The following is a 15159-nucleotide window of genomic DNA, read 5'->3' as shown; positions in this document are numbered from 1 at the left end:
AAACAATCTTTCTTAACAACGACAATCTATAGTTGTCAATGTGATACATCTTGAAAATATATGATTAGATTCGCTTATAACAAGAAAGCACCTGACCATATCGCTATAGCCAGGCACTCTCCACTAACAAAAAACTCTAAAAAACTACCACAACTCACGTGGTATCATCGCAGAAAAGAACGGTGTCCATTCCTGCTAAAGTTAATTCCCTCAAATTAACAGCACTCAAAATCTTTCATTTTAAAATCTATAGGCAATCGTGCCTTTAATAAAAAACGGTGTTCCAGGGGTAAAATGAATTTCCTCTACTGATTGCGCTTCATTTTGAAGTCTTGATTCCGTGGCAAACTGGGTTTCATTCCAATCCACATCAAATAAGTTTTCAATGGCAAAACCTATAGTGATATTGTCAAAACTATAATTGGCATTAAAATCGGCAATAAAATAGCCTTCCGCCACTATGGAATTATCCTCATTTGCCGGACGGTCATCGATAAATCGGTATCGCAATCCTCCAGAAAAGCCGTTCCAATCATTGACGGACAAGCCTCCTGCCATCGTAAAATTTGGCGCTAACGGAATATAATTCTGGCCTTTCGGATCCTCAGTACTTCTGGCGTGGGTCAAGGTCAAATCGGTATCCAAAAACAACCAATCGTTAAACTGATACCTGAATCCAAAATCCAAACCATATCGTTCCGTTTTCCCGCTTGGTTCTACAATTCCGGCATCTCCAACATATACAAACTCCTGCTCTAAAAATAAATACCATAACGTCGTATTGACGACCAGGTTTGGAAGCGGTTTCCAGATATCACCCAGATCCACACCGTAAGCTTTTGGCAAAACATCTTTTCCTTGATTGCTCACCACTACGCGGGTATCATTGCTGTGAAAGCCAATTCCCGATTTCAAGAAGACTTGGTAATTGTCCTTCACATCCCAATAGAAATTCAATTTCGGACTCACTATTGTTTTGGTTTCAGACAGACTTTGGTATTGGGACTGTAATTGATCGTTGTATAAAAACTTGAAATAGTCCAAACGTAAGGCTGGGGCTATTCTGAATTTACCAAATTCAAACTCGGCGTTTACAAAAGCGTTGACGTTTGTTTCATTCAAATCGCCCAATTGGATATTTTCTAAAACCGTCTTTCTGTTCAAAGTGTGCGACAATTCGATATCATCTACCCGATCCTGTCTAAATCCTAAACCTGAGGTCAGCGTCAATGGCGTATCGCCCAAATTGGTATCATGAATAAAAGTGGTGTTCAGTCCAAAAATCTGACGGTCTTCCTTTTGCTTGATCTGATCACCATTGATGGGATCTTCCAAAAAGAAGGTAAAGTTAGAATACAGCTCAAAAGCATAATGTGAGTAAAACGCATTGGTCTTAAACCTGGTGTTATTTGAAATGAATTTATTGAATTCCACATTCACATTGGTACGTTCGGTTTCGCCACCCTCTGTATCATCAATGGCACCAAATCTTGTAATGCTACCATCATCAACCGAACGTTGCGGGATTTGTCCAGAAGCGTCCCAGCGACTTGTAAAATGTGACGCTGTTAACGATATCTTATCATTATTGGGCGAAAACGCGACGTACTTTCCAAAGATATTGACACGGTCAAAGTTTTGTGGTGACACGTATGGGCCATCGTTCGCCAGATATTCTGCGGCGATGTAAGCATTTTGATTTTTTGTGTTTTCCAAAAGATTGAACAATCCCAAAGTGCGTAGGCTATTGAATTGACCAGCAGTTACGGAGATTGAACTTTCCTTAAGGTAGTCTTTGGTTGAGAAATCAACATAGCCAGCCGTTGCAAAATCGCCATGATTGGCATAATGCGGCCCTTTTCCAAAATCAATTTTATTCACAGTTTCCGGGATCAAAAAATGGAGATCACTATAGCCTTGTCCGTGGGCATGAGACACCATATTTACGGGCATACCATCTACCGAAATGGAAATGTCCGTCCCGTGATCAATGTCAAAGCCCCTTAAAAATATTTGTTCTGCCTTTCCGCCTCCCGCATGTTGACCAATGATCAAGCCCGGAATTTTACGCAGTGCTTCCTGAGATGAGTTGAGCGGATTGGTATTTAAATCCAAACGACTGATTGTGCTTACGGGATTAAGTTCTTCCGTCAGTACCATCTCATCCAGTTGAAAAGCTTTCTCTTCCAATATGGTGGTGGTAACATCTTTAAAATTTGAAGCGTTCAACGCAATAATTCTTGTTCCGTAGCCCAGTAATCCTATTTTAAGACTATCACCTATCGTGTTATTATCTATAATAAACAAACCGTTTTCAGAGCTGTGGGCATGACTTTTACTATTGAGATTATAAATATAAGCGGCTTCCAATGGCTGGTTTTTCGTATCTGTTATCTTTCCCTTTATCTGCTGCGCTTGGGTCATAGCTATGCCACCCAACACCGCAAAAAGTGTTGTTAATTTTGTAAGTTTCATATCTATTTCCTTTTATAGTTGGCTTACTTTTGCTGCCATTATTGGACCCAATTCATAAGCACTATCCATTAAATCTGGTTTGAGCGCTTTGACGTCCTCAAGTTCGCCGGCAGCTTTTAAAATCTCTGCACTGTGGTACAATGCCATAGGTTCGGCAGTAAACCCTAATACATGATTTCTGGTCAATGCCAATGCCTCTTGCAGCTGTCCGTCTTTAAAGTAGGACCAGGCCAATAGATCATAAGAATGTGGGGTTGGTCTGTTTTCTATCTCAATTTTCGAAATAGCGATGGCGTCTTTCAAATTTTGATTTTCATCAGTGTACAATTGTACATTGTATTGATTGTACATATCGCCATAGGCCTTATTTTTAACTGCATCGGTATATAATGTCAGTTGTTCATCTTTGGCCGCCATATCACCTTTAAACTCATAAATTTCAGATTTCATCAAATAATAATCTGGTGCATGGTAATCTTTCATGACCGAATTTAAAATCCGCAACGCCTCATCAGGATTTTTTTCGTGTGAATAGACAATCCAAGCAATACCCTTTTTAGCATAAGCATCGTTTGGATCGAGTTCCAGTGCCATTAAGAAATGGGTGTAGGAATCGTCGATTCTACCCGCATGTCCATAAAAATCAGCTAAGTTGGTGTAAGCCCATTGTTTAATTCCTTTCAAATTTGAAGACTCTGCAATAGTTTTGGCCTTTTCCAAATAGGTAATGGCAGCATCCAAATTGCCTTGATGGTCACTCCATTTGGCCAATCGAATCAGATAATCAAAATCTGACATGTTTTCAAATTTCGCCAGATAGGTTTTGGCCATTTTATAGTTTCCCAGTTCTAAATGCACATCAAATAACATTTTTTGAGTGCCTTCAAGTTTGTCGCCGTTCATTTCAGCTTTGTTCAACAATTGTAAGGCTTCCTTGAATTTGTGTTGGGATATATAGTTGGCCGCTAAAGTTTTCATAGCGCCAGAAGATTCATAATTGCTGACCTCGTTAAGGGCAAGAAGGTTGTTTTCTGCCGATTTTAAGTAATCGATTTTTCCAGTGGAAGCAAACATTGTTGCGTTGGCATGGGCAATTTTACTTAAGTAACTGTATTGGTTGGGTGCAGCTTCTAATTTTTTGCTCCAAAAATCATAATCTTTTTGGGCATCATTCCATGTTTTATTTTCAGCCAAATCCAAATAGCGATCATAATCTGAAGGGTTTGAAACTTTTTTTGAAGATGTGGTACAACTACTTAATATAACCAAAAAGCAGAGTGTTAAAATATATTTTGAGTTCATGAGGTTGTTTTTTTGAGTTTTTTTGTCTTTAAAAATAACCCTGAAATAACTTGGGGACGTTATTCCAGGGATTATTCATTTTATATATGTGGCGCTGCCAAATATGGAAATGAGCTTAAGAAAGGTTTATCATTCGCATCCACATTATCACTGGATAAGCTCCCATTATCGGTACCCATTGGGCCACCAAAGATCAATAGTAATTCGACATCGATAACATCATCTGCCAAGGTACGACCGGTCAGCACATTGGTGCCATCAAAAAACGTGGTCGTTCCATCTAAAGAAACCGTCAGAACATCTGTAGCCAAAGCTCCAGTGAAAGTTGCGGCGTCCATCCCCAATGCATTGGTGGCATAACCAGGATTCAAGGCTAACAATTTACTTTGAAAAGCCGCCTGATAACCTGCGCTCTGTTTGGATGGAATGGTAACGTTAAAGGCATCTTTGTTTCCCATTGAGACAAACACGGTGCTAATTCCTGGTCGTCCCATTTGATCTTCTTGGGCATAAGTGCCAGAAAAGTCAGGGCCTGTAGGTTCATTTGAGTCGTCGTCGTTACTACAGTTATATGCAGTAAGTGACACTAATACTGCGATTGCAGCTATTTTTATTGTATTGAAATTCATAATTAAGTTTTTTAGAGTTTATTGTTTTCTTTTTGTTTCAACCCAAGAGTTGACACTTCCTGTACCACCAATCATTGATTTTGGCACTTCTACAACTACAGACAAAACGTTTGTTCCTGCATAGGTGTCTGTTCCTGGATTTTCAAATCCTGTGGCAGTACCTGCAATAATAGCTTTGTATTGATCCACATCAAAAAAGAAGGGGTCGTCACGTGGGCCAGCAAAGAAGCTCATGCCTGCGTTAGTCGCGATGGTTGCATTGGCACCTGGTTTTGTGATAGCAACACTTGAGGATGTTCCTGAAGTACGCACTGTACTCATCAACCCGGTTTGAGCCGGTGCTACTGGGCCGAAGAAATACATCTTCCCGTCTTTAGGAATGGCCTGGATAACTAAATCCTCAACGGCGTCACCATCGGTATCAATGTTGATTTCAATCATCGTGTTCTCATCAAACATAGCCGACTGGGTTTCAGTAGGCGATAAAAGCGCTTGAACATTCGCTACAAATACGATGTTGCCGTTGTCTTGCCCCTGAAAGGCATAGAAGTCGGTGATGTCATTTGTGCCACCGGTAACTGCTGGCGCATCCATGTGATCTGCCGCAATTGCGAAGAAGCCCGCTACCGTAATAACTGCTACTCCTAATAAAATTTTTGTTTTTTTCATAATATTGAGATTTTTTGTTAATTATTAAATGTCTCTGTGCATACCTACGGAAAAAAGAAAAAGGCGGTTTTGTAAAAATGTGATTATTATGAAAAAAAAAGTATTGTTTGGCCGTATGAGAAGAAAAGAGATCCGGTTTTCTTTAGCTTCGATGGCTAAAAAAATAATACCGAGCTCAATAAATTAAGTATCTTTGCAGCCTAATTGAATGATGACTATGAATCCTTCTTCATCTGGCTGGATAAAAAAACTGCTCAACGAAGTTTCTTTAAAGGAAACCTTTGTGAATAAGCCCCTTGAATCTTTCTACCAAGAACTCAAGTTTTGTGGATTTATTTATGGAAGTAATGTAGGGATAGTGAGTAATGCAATTCCGAAAAACGACCTCACCGATGAAGAAATGTGCAAGGCAAATCTCATATTGGCCTTCTACTATTTTTACGAGAACAATCCATCCGAAGAAAATTTCATTGATAGTATTATCAGCTTTTATAGCGCCATTACTGTAAGTAAAACCTCGATTTTGGATACTATCTTAGGCAGAAAGAAATCTGCGGCCCTTTTGGAAGACCTGATCCATAAGCGCATTCATATTGATGACAATATTTTTACAAAAAACTTTAATTATTTTATTATCAATGCGCTTTTGTTTGTAGACCTTCTTGCCTATAAACAGTTTTTAAACACCGGCAGCGTTTCTGACCAATACCTACAAACTTTAGAAAATGCCATAGAAACGATTGTGATTGAAGTTTTTGAATCCAAGCATCAAAAGAGCAAATATGACGATAGCTTGACAAAATTGTTCAAGGCCTCAAGACGTTACCATAATAATGATCCCATGGATTATGGCGATGCGATTACGGCGCTTAAAACCTCTTTAGAAAAACAATATACCATTGATCTGGCCTGTATGGCGTCATGGACAGATAAAACGGTTGACCAAAGTGAAAATGAATTTCTAACGCAGTTTTGCAGTCATTTAAACCTGGATCCATCCGTTTTAAAACAATCCATTCAGGATATTGATGATTTTTATTCCCATAATGACAATCGGATAGCTTCTTTAGGTTCTAAGAATTTTGTTCAGAGTTTTTATGACAATTCCAGTAAGATGGTCATCAAGCTCATCAGCAGAAACAGTAAACGCTTGGTAAAAGAACTTAGGGAAAGCAAAGAATTGATGGTGTTATTGACCCAGTCCACCCAGAGAGACCTGACGGATGAAGAACATAAAAAGATTCAGGAACAACTGTTGGACATTTTTAAATCTATTCCAAGTTTGGCCATCTTTATGCTGCCTGGCGGTGCCATTTTACTGCCTTTATTCATTAAGTTCATTCCAAAGCTATTACCATCGGCGTTTGATGACAATAGGATCGACGATTAATCATTCCAACCACTCCCTAAAATCCTTGACCCGTTCTCGTGCCACGATAATGTCGTGTTCGTTAAAGGTCTTTAATTTGATTTGAATTCGTGAATTGGTATAACTGATCATGTCCTTAATGGCATCGATATTCACATAGAATTTTCTACTCACCCGAAAAAATAGGGCTGGCTCTAAATCGGGTTCCAACTGTTCCAAACTCACATCCAAAAGATAGTTTCGTCCATCGCAGGTATAGGCATAGGTGCCTTTATTCTCGCTGTAAAAGCATTCGATATCTTCTGCAGCGATCAGTTTCAAATGCTGTCCTATTTTAACCGAGAACCGCTTTTTATAAGTCCGATCCAACGGATTGACCAACATTTTACGGATGTCATCAAAATCAATCACCACCGATTTCTGTACCGGCAAGCGCGTCTTATACTTTGTAACCGCCTTTGCGAGATCATCTTCATCAATCGGTTTCAACAAATAATCAATACTATTGAGCTTGAAGGCCTGTAATGCATAGTCATCATAAGCGGTTGTGAAAATAACCGCCGAATTGATTTCCATAGCTTCAAAGATTTCAAAAGACAAACCATCACTCAGTTGGATGTCCAAAAATATCAAATCGGGATGGGTATTTTCTGAAAACCAAGCAATGGATTCCTCAACAGAATGCAACAGGGTATTGGCTTCAATCTGTAAATTAGCCAACATGCGTTGCAAACGTCTTGCGGATGGTTTTTCGTCTTCTATGATGATGATGTTCATTTTGAATTAGGGATTAGGTATTAGGCATTAGGGATTTCCAAAGTTATTGATTCTTGTTCTATGTTCTTTTTTCTATGTTCTTGCCTCTTGATTCTTGATACTTAATTCTATTCTCTATTTTCTATAATCTTGAAACTTGAACTTCAATCCTGAATCCTGAATCTCGAATGTTGAACACTGAACCTTGAACCATCACTCCCACTTACTTTTCCGCTCCTTTTCCATAAATTCTTTTATTTTTCGTTCTTCCCAGTTTTTTCCTAAGACGACATACGGCATAAACACCGATAGGCCATGCGCTAAAAGTCCGATGCCCCAGAAAAACAATGTCGTGAAGTTCTGCCATTTAAAATAACTTTCACCTACATCCAATTGCTGGACATTCACCACTACAATCATTAGGTTAATGACTACATAAACCAACAGATGACTGTAAAATCCAGAGATTTTTTTTACGCGTTTCTTAGCGCGATCGTAACGTTCCTTTTCAAAATAATTCGGTTCCATTAGTTCCATGTGTTAGTCTGTTGTTCTTTTTCCAATATTTCTTTTATTTTTCGTTCTTCCCATTCCTTTCCGTATCCAAATACGCCAAAAGCATGAAAGATGATGCCCATCCCCCAGCCCAACATTGGGAACCAAAACCATTGATAATTCCATGAGGTTTTGTAGTTGATAAATATTAAAAACGGAATGACGACGCAGTAGGACACTAAGTTCCCAAAGAAACCCTTGATGTCTTCCACTCTCTTTTTTGCCCTATAATAGGCGGTATCTTCGTTATATAAATGTTTTGTTTCCATGATTGAAATTTGTTTGGTCAAGACAGGTATTTTCACCTTAAAATAGGTGCTTGATTCGTCAATCAACACCTTTCGTTTGGTTAGGATACCATATCTATTGACAATATTTTGCAGTCCTACCCCTTTTCTGGTTTGAAGGACTTCTTTTTTCTGTAAATTATTCTGCACTACCAAATAGTTATCTTCCACCGTGATTTTGATATGCAAAGGTTTTGATTCGCTCACCGTATTATGCTTAATGGTATTTTCCAAAAGCAATTGCAGGGACAAGGGCACCACCTTTGCATCCTCATTGTTGAAGTGCTCTGGAATCTCAAAAGTAAGACTGTTTTCAAAACGCATTGTCAACAAGTTCATATAGGTTTTGGCAAACTCCAATTCTTCGGCAACCGTCACCAACTCTTTATCCTTTTGTTCTAAAACATATCTGTAAATCTTCGATAAAGACACTGTAAAGCGCTGTGCGTTATCAGGATTTTCTTCGATCAGCGAAGTCAATACATTCAAGCTATTGAACAAAAAATGAGGATCGATCTGATTTTTCAGACTTTCAAATTGCGCGCTGGCGGCATGGGCAATGACCTTTTGCTCCTTAATCTTATTCTGTTGATAACGGTTATAGAAATAAACAAAATGAAAAATAATAACAATGGTCAGGGTAATCCAAAGTCCAAAACTGTAGTTACTCCAGCGTTGTGTTTGCAAAAACTCAATCCATGAGCTTCCTCTATAGAGATAATACTGCAAACCGTTCAAAACAAACAAGCCGCTCATAGTAAGTATGACCGAACCGGTTATACCAACAATAATTCGTTTTAAACCATCTTCTTTTTTCCAGGTCAGTTTCTCGAGATAGGCAAAGTAGAAATAATTGGTATATCCTAAAAGGAAAGCATAAAGTTGGTAAAACCCAAAGTCAATTAAAAAATCATTGATTGTGCTATAATCAAACCCGTTTGACAGAAAGTTCCCTATGAGATATACCGCGCATCCTATAATAAACGTGAGGTATAAACTTTTAATGGATTTGATGGTCATGAGTTTGTATCTATTTAACGTGAATTAGTCGTTGCAGGATTTTAATACGGATTCGGCACGCTCCCGTCCCCAATTGGGATAAAAAGCAGTTTCAGGCTTAAAGTTAGCAAAAAGTTCAATGGATTTTTCCACTTCTTTACAAAATGGTTTGGTGTCCTGTCCAAAATAACGTGCGCTTCCCATATTCCACTCAGCCCTCCCGAGAACTACCATCGGATTTTCGGGAGCCAAAGCATAAGCTTTATTGTATAGCTCTGATATTTTTGCAGAATATTTCATCCCATAGGTCATCCCGTCAAAAGCCACCCAGTTGGTCAATATCTGTGCTTGCATGACCAAGAGATCAGCATTGTCCTTTTCAATGGCCATGGCATCATTGAGAAAGTTTTGCGCTTTCTCCAATTGGCCCTTTACCTTATTAGCGTCCTTTTCTTCCCAAGATTTTAAACTGTTCATTTGGGCAATATAATAATTTGGCAACCATGCATCTGGTTCAGCGGCGGCGATGCGCTCAAAAAACTGCTCGGCTTCGGTCCATTGATCATTTTTCCAAAGTTCAAATGCCTTTTCCATGCCTTTGTCATAGTCACTTTGTGCAGATAAAATTCCAGTCACAAATAATACGGTAATGATAATTATATGCTTCATCTCAATTAATATTGGTTTATATACCCAAATATCGGTTGACTCTATAAATTCAAAAAACTTAGAGGTCTGAACTGTCAGATCAGAAGGATGAACTGTAAATAAATGACTCTCAGGCATTGACTACAAAACCAACCGAAATTAAAAAAAAGGGACAAAATGAAATTAAACCACCTTAAGACATAAAATAAACTATGAAAAATTAAAATTACTTCATATTCTTTATGTTTTTCACAAAAATTTAAGAATCCTGATATATGCTATTGCATTTGTAATTAAAAAAAGTATATTGTTGTACTCGTTTAATAATAATCAATCAAACTAAACTTCTGCACAAAAAGAAGCATCCGTTCTTAGTTTACAATTTTACCCTAACCCATTAAAAGATAATATATTGAAAGAACAACATCACAAATGGTACTCACCGACCCTTAGTAAAGACATAGAAATGCTTGTTTTTGGACATTCAGGGTATCCCGTAATACTTTTCCCAACTACTATGGGCAAACACAATGAATGTAAAGACATGAAACTTGTGGAATCCGTCCGATGGTTTGTTGAACAGGGTAAAGTACAGATTTACTGTCCAGATGGCATTAACGAACTGAGCTGGTATAACAAAAAAATTCACCCCGCACAACGGGCAAAAAATCATAATTGGTATGACCAATTTATCATGAATGAAGTAGTCAATTCAATTTGTCATGAAAAACGCTTACCAAAAGTAGCCGTTGCAGGTCCAAGCTTTGGCGGGTACCAAGCATCAAATTTCGCCTTCAAACATCCTGAAAAAGTCAGCCACATGTTCAGCATGAGCGGTGCGTTTGACATTACCTCATTTGTTGGGCGACATTATGATGATAACGTATTCTTTAATAATCCCATAGACTATCTACCGGGCAATAACCATCCCGATCTATGGAAAATGAAAATTATTCTTGGAGTCGGTGAATGGGATATTTGTTTGGAAGCCAATGACAAAATGGCCAAAATACTCCGCGACAAGAACATTCCTTTTTGGTATGACGTACGTAAGTGGGCTAAGCATGATTGGCCGTTATGGCGTCAAATGTTTCCAGAATACCTTTCAAAACTTTAAAAACTAAAAACAAACAACCAAAACAGATATTAAATAGATTTCCTCCTTCGAGGAAATAATAAAACTAAAATTTATGAAGAAAATAGGCATCCTATTCGGACAAGAGAATACATTCCCTCAAGCGTTTATTGATCGCGTCAATGAAAAAAAGGTAAAGGGGATAATGGCGGAAGCTGTTTCCATCGATATGGTGGAGCAAGCTAAACCAACAGATTATGCGGTTATTATAGACAGGATTTCTCAGGATGTGCCATTTTATCGCGCCTTCCTTAAAAATGCGGCTATTTCAGGTACGGCAGTCATCAACAACCCATTTTGGTGGAGTGCTGACGAAAAATTCTTCAACAATGCCCTCGCAGAAAAAGTAGGTGTTCCAGTACCAAAAACCTTTATTTTACCAACATCACATCGTCCACCGGACACAGATGAAAATTCATTCCGAAACATGAAATTTCCATTTGCTTGGGAACATATGTTTGATACTATTGGCTTCCCTGCCTATATGAAACCTCATGATGGCGGTGGTTGGAAGAGCGTGTATCGCGTTGAAAACCCTCAAGATCTATGGAAAAAACATGGAGAGACAGAGAATTTGGTCATGATGCTCCAAGAGGAAATCAATTTTACGGAATATTTCAGATGTTACGTGTTAGATACTGACAACGTTCATATCATGCAATATGAGCCAAGAAATCCGCACCACTTACGTTATGTGATTGATGGACCTCCTGTAAAACAAGAGATTTTAGATTTGGTTAAAAACTATTCTATCCGCTTGAATAAAGCATTAGGCTACGATTTCAATACGGTAGAGTTTGCTATTCGCGACGGCATCCCGTATGCTATTGACTTCTGTAACCCAGCGCCAGATGCAGATATCAATTCTGTAGGTCAGGAAAATTTTGACTGGATTGTTGAAAATGCTGCTAATATGGCCATTAACAAAGCAAAACAATACAAGAAAGACAAAATGAACCTTACATGGGGCACATTTGTTAAAGATCAGATCACTGGCAAAAAGACTGTTTATAAATAAGATTCACTAACCTTTCAGTCTCGATACTTCGGGACTGAAAGATTTTCATATAAACCACCCGATTTTATGAAGTTTACATTAGGCATTGAAGAAGAATATCAGGTCATCTGTCCAACAACGCGGGAACTGATCTCGCATGACCAACAAATTGTTACCGTAGCCGAAAAAATATTGAATGACCAGGTCAAGGCAGAAATGCACCAAGCGGTAGTGGAAGTTGGCACCAATATCTGTAATGATATTACGGAGGCCAGAAAGGATCTTACCCATTTGCGCAAATCGATTTCTGAAATTGCCAACTCTTTAGGTTTTAAAATTGGCGCTGCGGGAACCCATCCTTTTACGAAGTGGGAAACACAACTGATTACACCAAACCCACGGTACGACGAAATCGTGCATGAACTACAAGATACAGCACGTTCGAACTTAATTTTCGGACTCCATGTGCATGTGGGAATAGAAGACAAACAAATGTCCTTGCATTTAACCAACGCCATGCGCTATTTCTTACCGCATTTATATGCTTTATCAACCAATTCGCCGTTTTGGGAAGGTCGAAATACAGGCTTTAAATCATTTCGTTCGAAAGTTTTTGATAAATTTCCAAGAACAGGAATTCCCGGAGTTTTTCAAACTGTTGCGGAATATGAGCATTATATAAATGTACTGATCAAAACGAATTGTATTGACAATCCTAAAAAAATATGGTGGGATATTCGTATGCATCCATTCTTCCCAACCTTGGAAGTACGTATTTGTGACGTACCGATGACCATTGAAGAAACCTTGAGCATTGCTGCATTAATTCAGGCCTTGGTAGCAAAACTTTATAAGCTGAGAACACAAAATCTTAACTTTATGCTCTATCATCGTGCATTGATAAATGAGAACAAATGGCGCGCCAGCAGATACGGACTTGATGGCAGTATGATCGACTTTGGCAAGGAATGTGAAGTAAACACGAAAGATTTAATGCTCGAATTGCTTAATTTCGTAGATGATGTTGTGGATGAGCTCGGTTCCCGAAAGGAAATAGAACACGTCAAAACCATGATAAAAAATGGCACAGGTGCTGACAGACAGCTCGCTGTTTTCGAAGAAACCAAGGATTTGACTAAAGTGGTGGACTATATTATGGAGCAGACCATTTTAGGAACTTAGAAAAAATTACATGCTTAAAGATAAATTTAAAGTAGCCATTCTCGATATGAATAACAACCAAGCCAATCAAGGTTTGCGTTGTATTGCTGATATTGTAAGAGGCTTTGAAGATGAAGTAGATTATAAAATATTCAATGTTAGAGGTGCTCAAGAAATACCTGACACCTCTTTTGACATTTATATTTCAAGTGGCGGACCTGACAGTCCGCTTGAAGATGGCCCGTGGCGTATTCCTTATCTCAAATTAGTACAGGACCTGTGGGATTTTAACAAGACCTCACAGCACCAAAAGAAATATATGTTCTTTATCTGTTATTCGTTTCAGGTGGTGTGCGACTATTTCAAATTGGGAGAAATGAAGCCAAGACGGAGTACTTCTTTTGGCGTTTTACCGATTCACAAAACTAAAAAGGGCTTAAAAGATCCACTTTTAGAAGGATTGGACGATCCGTTTTACGCTGTGGATTCACGCGATTGGCAATTGGTACAACCCCGTTTAGAGGTTTTTAAGGAACAAGGTGCTTCCATTTTAAGTCTCGAAAAAATACGAAGCCATGTCAGTTATGAACGTGCCATAATGGCGGTTCGTTTCTCGAAAGAATTTGTTGGCACACAATTTCACCCTGAAGCTGATCCTGTTGGCATGAGAGCACATTTTCTCGGAGAAGCCAATAAGCTCAAAGTCATCGCCAATTTTGGCGAAGAGAAATATGATGATATGATGGACAAAATGGATGATCCGGATAAAATCATCAGAACCCATAAAATCATTCTACCGAAGTTTATTGAACGTGCCATGAAACAATTGTCAGCACAACTAATCTCATAAAACATTATGATTGCCACCTTACGCAAGGCGTTTAACGCTCAATTTTCTGAAGAAAAGTATGCCGCAATGCTGGCAGATATCATTGCTCAATTCGACTATACTCCTAAATTTAAAATTGCCGAAACACCGGTGTTCATTCCCAAGGAATTAAAAAAGAAATTGGTTGAAGCTTGTGAAGACATTATGAAAGTCATCGATCAGCCTAACTTTAAGGAACTGACTGAAGGCGCGTTTTTCAAGGACAGCATGAGAGTCCCCAATGAAGATGACCACTCTAAGTTTATACAATTGGATTTCGGTGTCTGTTTGGATGAAAACGGTAATTTAACACCCAAGCTCATAGAATTGCAAGGGTTTCCGTCACTCTACTTTTTCCAGGAATTGGTCGGCGGCATGTACCGCAAGCATTATGACGGCATTCCTGAAGATTTCTCACAACACCTTAACGGATTGAGTTCGGAAGCCTATATCGAATTGTTACGTACAGAAATTGTTGGTGATACCGATCCAAAGCAAGTCATCCTTCTTGAAATTGAACCAGAAAAACAGGCTACGGCCATTGATTTCTACGCTACCGAAGCCTTATTGGGTATCAAAGTATTGTGTATTTCAAAGCTGATCAAACGAGGAAAGCAATTGTTTTACGTAGATGATAAAGGCTCCGAGATTCAAGTACTAAAGATTTATAACCGTATTATTTTTGACGAATTGGATCAGCGTCCAGATTTAGTTCGCGAATACGATTTTAAGGACGAAGTGGATGTTGAATGGATTGGACATCCCAATTGGTTTTTCAGGATCAGTAAGTACACGATGCCTTTGCTAAAGGGCGATTATGTACCGAAATCCTACTACTTGGACAAACTTGAATCCATTCCAACCGATTTAGAGAACTATGTCCTAAAACCACTTTATTCTTTCGCAGGTGCTGGGGTGCAGATTCACGTTGATAAAGCGATGATTGATGCTGTGGAAGACAAATCAAATTATTTGTTGCAGGAAAAAGTGGCTTATGCGCCTATTATCGAAACGATGGATGACCCTGCGAAATGTGAAATCCGAATGATGTTGCTTCATAATAGCAAAACCAATAAGACTCAAATTGTCAGCAACCTCATACGCATAAGTAAAGGCGAAATGGTGGGTGTGAAATACAATAAGGATAAGACTTGGGTTGGAGGGAGTACGGGGTTTTTTGAGCCTTGATTTGATGGAACGCGGATGACGCTGATTTGGCAGATATTCACTGATTTTGAAGGATTCTCGGTGGTATAATGAGGCCTAATTCATGGATTGAAGAGCTATTTCATAGAGTTCCACAGAGGAG

General features: G+C 38.8%; 14 protein-coding genes. 6 read left to right on the top strand and 8 right to left on the bottom strand.

Annotation, left to right across the window (positions count from 1 at the left end; translation table 11 throughout):
* Positions 1-240: 240 nt before the first annotated feature.
* The 4 genes from J4051_RS17590 to J4051_RS17575 form a co-directional block, all read right to left on the bottom strand.
* Positions 241-2475 (bottom strand): TonB-dependent receptor, encoded by a 2235-nt coding sequence (locus J4051_RS17590; RefSeq protein ID WP_208235195.1) that lies wholly within the window; start codon positions 2473-2475, stop codon positions 241-243.
* 12 nt (positions 2476-2487) lie between these two features.
* Positions 2488-3777: a tetratricopeptide repeat protein gene (locus J4051_RS17585; RefSeq protein WP_208235194.1), complete on the bottom strand. Its 1290-nt coding sequence runs from the start codon at positions 3775-3777 to the stop codon at positions 2488-2490.
* An 80-nt stretch (positions 3778-3857) separates the two neighbouring features.
* Positions 3858-4406, bottom strand: a complete 549-nt coding sequence (locus J4051_RS17580; RefSeq protein ID WP_208235193.1) for a DUF4331 family protein — start codon at positions 4404-4406, stop codon at positions 3858-3860.
* Positions 4407-4424: 18 nt separating this feature from the next.
* The gene (locus tag J4051_RS17575) at positions 4425-5075 is read right to left on the bottom strand and encodes a DUF4331 family protein (protein ID WP_208235192.1); all 651 of its coding nucleotides are present in this window, start codon (positions 5073-5075) and stop codon (positions 4425-4427) included.
* 217 nt (positions 5076-5292) lie between these two features.
* Between J4051_RS17575 and J4051_RS17570 the strand changes: the two genes are divergently transcribed.
* Positions 5293-6465: an LETM1-related biofilm-associated protein gene (locus J4051_RS17570; RefSeq protein ID WP_208235191.1), complete on the top strand. Its 1173-nt coding sequence runs from the start codon at positions 5293-5295 to the stop codon at positions 6463-6465.
* Here the strand turns inward: J4051_RS17570 and J4051_RS17565 are convergent, their stop codons facing one another.
* From J4051_RS17565 to J4051_RS17550, 4 genes are all read right to left on the bottom strand, one after another.
* Positions 6466-7221, bottom strand: coding sequence for a LytR/AlgR family response regulator transcription factor (locus J4051_RS17565; protein WP_208235190.1), 756 nt, complete (start codon positions 7219-7221; stop codon positions 6466-6468). It lies immediately after the preceding gene.
* Positions 7222-7413: 192 nt separating this feature from the next.
* On the bottom strand, positions 7414-7737 hold the full coding sequence (locus tag J4051_RS17560) for a 2TM domain-containing protein (protein WP_317192740.1): 324 nt from the start codon (positions 7735-7737) through the stop codon (positions 7414-7416).
* Positions 7728-9062 (bottom strand): 2TM domain-containing protein, encoded by a 1335-nt coding sequence (locus J4051_RS17555; protein WP_208235189.1) that lies wholly within the window; start codon positions 9060-9062, stop codon positions 7728-7730. The genes J4051_RS17560 and J4051_RS17555 overlap by 10 nt, the downstream gene beginning before the upstream one ends.
* A gap of 24 nt (positions 9063-9086) precedes the next feature.
* Positions 9087-9710 (bottom strand): tetratricopeptide repeat protein, encoded by a 624-nt coding sequence (locus tag J4051_RS17550; RefSeq protein ID WP_208235188.1) that lies wholly within the window; start codon positions 9708-9710, stop codon positions 9087-9089.
* Between the two features lie 391 nt (positions 9711-10101).
* Between J4051_RS17550 and J4051_RS17545 the strand changes: the two genes are divergently transcribed.
* From J4051_RS17545 to J4051_RS17525, 5 genes are all read left to right on the top strand, one after another.
* Positions 10102-10806 carry an esterase family protein gene (locus tag J4051_RS17545; protein WP_208235187.1) on the top strand — a complete coding sequence of 235 codons (705 nt, stop codon included), beginning with the start codon at positions 10102-10104 and terminating at the stop codon, positions 10804-10806.
* 73 nt (positions 10807-10879) lie between these two features.
* Positions 10880-11842: an ATP-grasp domain-containing protein gene (locus J4051_RS17540; protein WP_208235186.1), complete on the top strand. Its 963-nt coding sequence runs from the start codon at positions 10880-10882 to the stop codon at positions 11840-11842.
* Between the two features lie 66 nt (positions 11843-11908).
* Positions 11909-13003 carry a carboxylate-amine ligase gene (locus J4051_RS17535; RefSeq protein ID WP_208235185.1) on the top strand — a complete coding sequence of 365 codons (1095 nt, stop codon included), beginning with the start codon at positions 11909-11911 and terminating at the stop codon, positions 13001-13003.
* 10 nt (positions 13004-13013) lie between these two features.
* Positions 13014-13832 carry a type 1 glutamine amidotransferase gene (locus J4051_RS17530; RefSeq protein ID WP_208235184.1) on the top strand — a complete coding sequence of 273 codons (819 nt, stop codon included), beginning with the start codon at positions 13014-13016 and terminating at the stop codon, positions 13830-13832.
* A 6-nt stretch (positions 13833-13838) separates the two neighbouring features.
* Positions 13839-15038: a hypothetical protein gene (locus J4051_RS17525; RefSeq protein ID WP_208235183.1), complete on the top strand. Its 1200-nt coding sequence runs from the start codon at positions 13839-13841 to the stop codon at positions 15036-15038.
* The last annotated feature ends 121 nt before the right edge of the window (positions 15039-15159 follow it).

Origin of the sequence: Gelidibacter pelagius, assembly GCF_017581925.1 — a bacterium.
Classification (GTDB): domain Bacteria; phylum Bacteroidota; class Bacteroidia; order Flavobacteriales; family Flavobacteriaceae; genus Gelidibacter; species Gelidibacter pelagius.
Note: the sequence above shows the minus strand (reverse complement) of the source record. Positions and strands in the feature narration are given on the sequence as shown.

What these genes read in the sequence shown, in the direction of transcription:
- J4051_RS17585 (WP_208235194.1), bottom strand. Translation starts at nt 3,777, where the DNA reads ATGAACTCAAAATATATTTTAACACTCTGCTTTTTGGTTATATTAAGT.
- J4051_RS17525 (WP_208235183.1), top strand. Translation starts at nt 13,839, where the DNA reads ATGATTGCCACCTTACGCAAGGCGTTTAACGCTCAATTTTCTGAAGAA.
- J4051_RS17575 (WP_208235192.1), bottom strand. Translation starts at nt 5,075, where the DNA reads ATGAAAAAAACAAAAATTTTATTAGGAGTAGCAGTTATTACGGTAGCG.
- J4051_RS17530 (WP_208235184.1), top strand. Translation starts at nt 13,014, where the DNA reads ATGCTTAAAGATAAATTTAAAGTAGCCATTCTCGATATGAATAACAAC.
- J4051_RS17580 (WP_208235193.1), bottom strand. Translation starts at nt 4,406, where the DNA reads ATGAATTTCAATACAATAAAAATAGCTGCAATCGCAGTATTAGTGTCA.
- J4051_RS17570 (WP_208235191.1), top strand. Translation starts at nt 5,293, where the DNA reads ATGAATCCTTCTTCATCTGGCTGGATAAAAAAACTGCTCAACGAAGTT.
- J4051_RS17550 (WP_208235188.1), bottom strand. Translation starts at nt 9,710, where the DNA reads ATGAAGCATATAATTATCATTACCGTATTATTTGTGACTGGAATTTTA.
- J4051_RS17560 (WP_317192740.1), bottom strand. Translation starts at nt 7,737, where the DNA reads ATGGAACTAATGGAACCGAATTATTTTGAAAAGGAACGTTACGATCGC.
- J4051_RS17590 (WP_208235195.1), bottom strand. Translation starts at nt 2,475, where the DNA reads ATGAAACTTACAAAATTAACAACACTTTTTGCGGTGTTGGGTGGCATA.
- J4051_RS17535 (WP_208235185.1), top strand. Translation starts at nt 11,909, where the DNA reads ATGAAGTTTACATTAGGCATTGAAGAAGAATATCAGGTCATCTGTCCA.
- J4051_RS17555 (WP_208235189.1), bottom strand. Translation starts at nt 9,062, where the DNA reads ATGACCATCAAATCCATTAAAAGTTTATACCTCACGTTTATTATAGGA.
- J4051_RS17565 (WP_208235190.1), bottom strand. Translation starts at nt 7,221, where the DNA reads ATGAACATCATCATCATAGAAGACGAAAAACCATCCGCAAGACGTTTG.
- J4051_RS17540 (WP_208235186.1), top strand. Translation starts at nt 10,880, where the DNA reads ATGAAGAAAATAGGCATCCTATTCGGACAAGAGAATACATTCCCTCAA.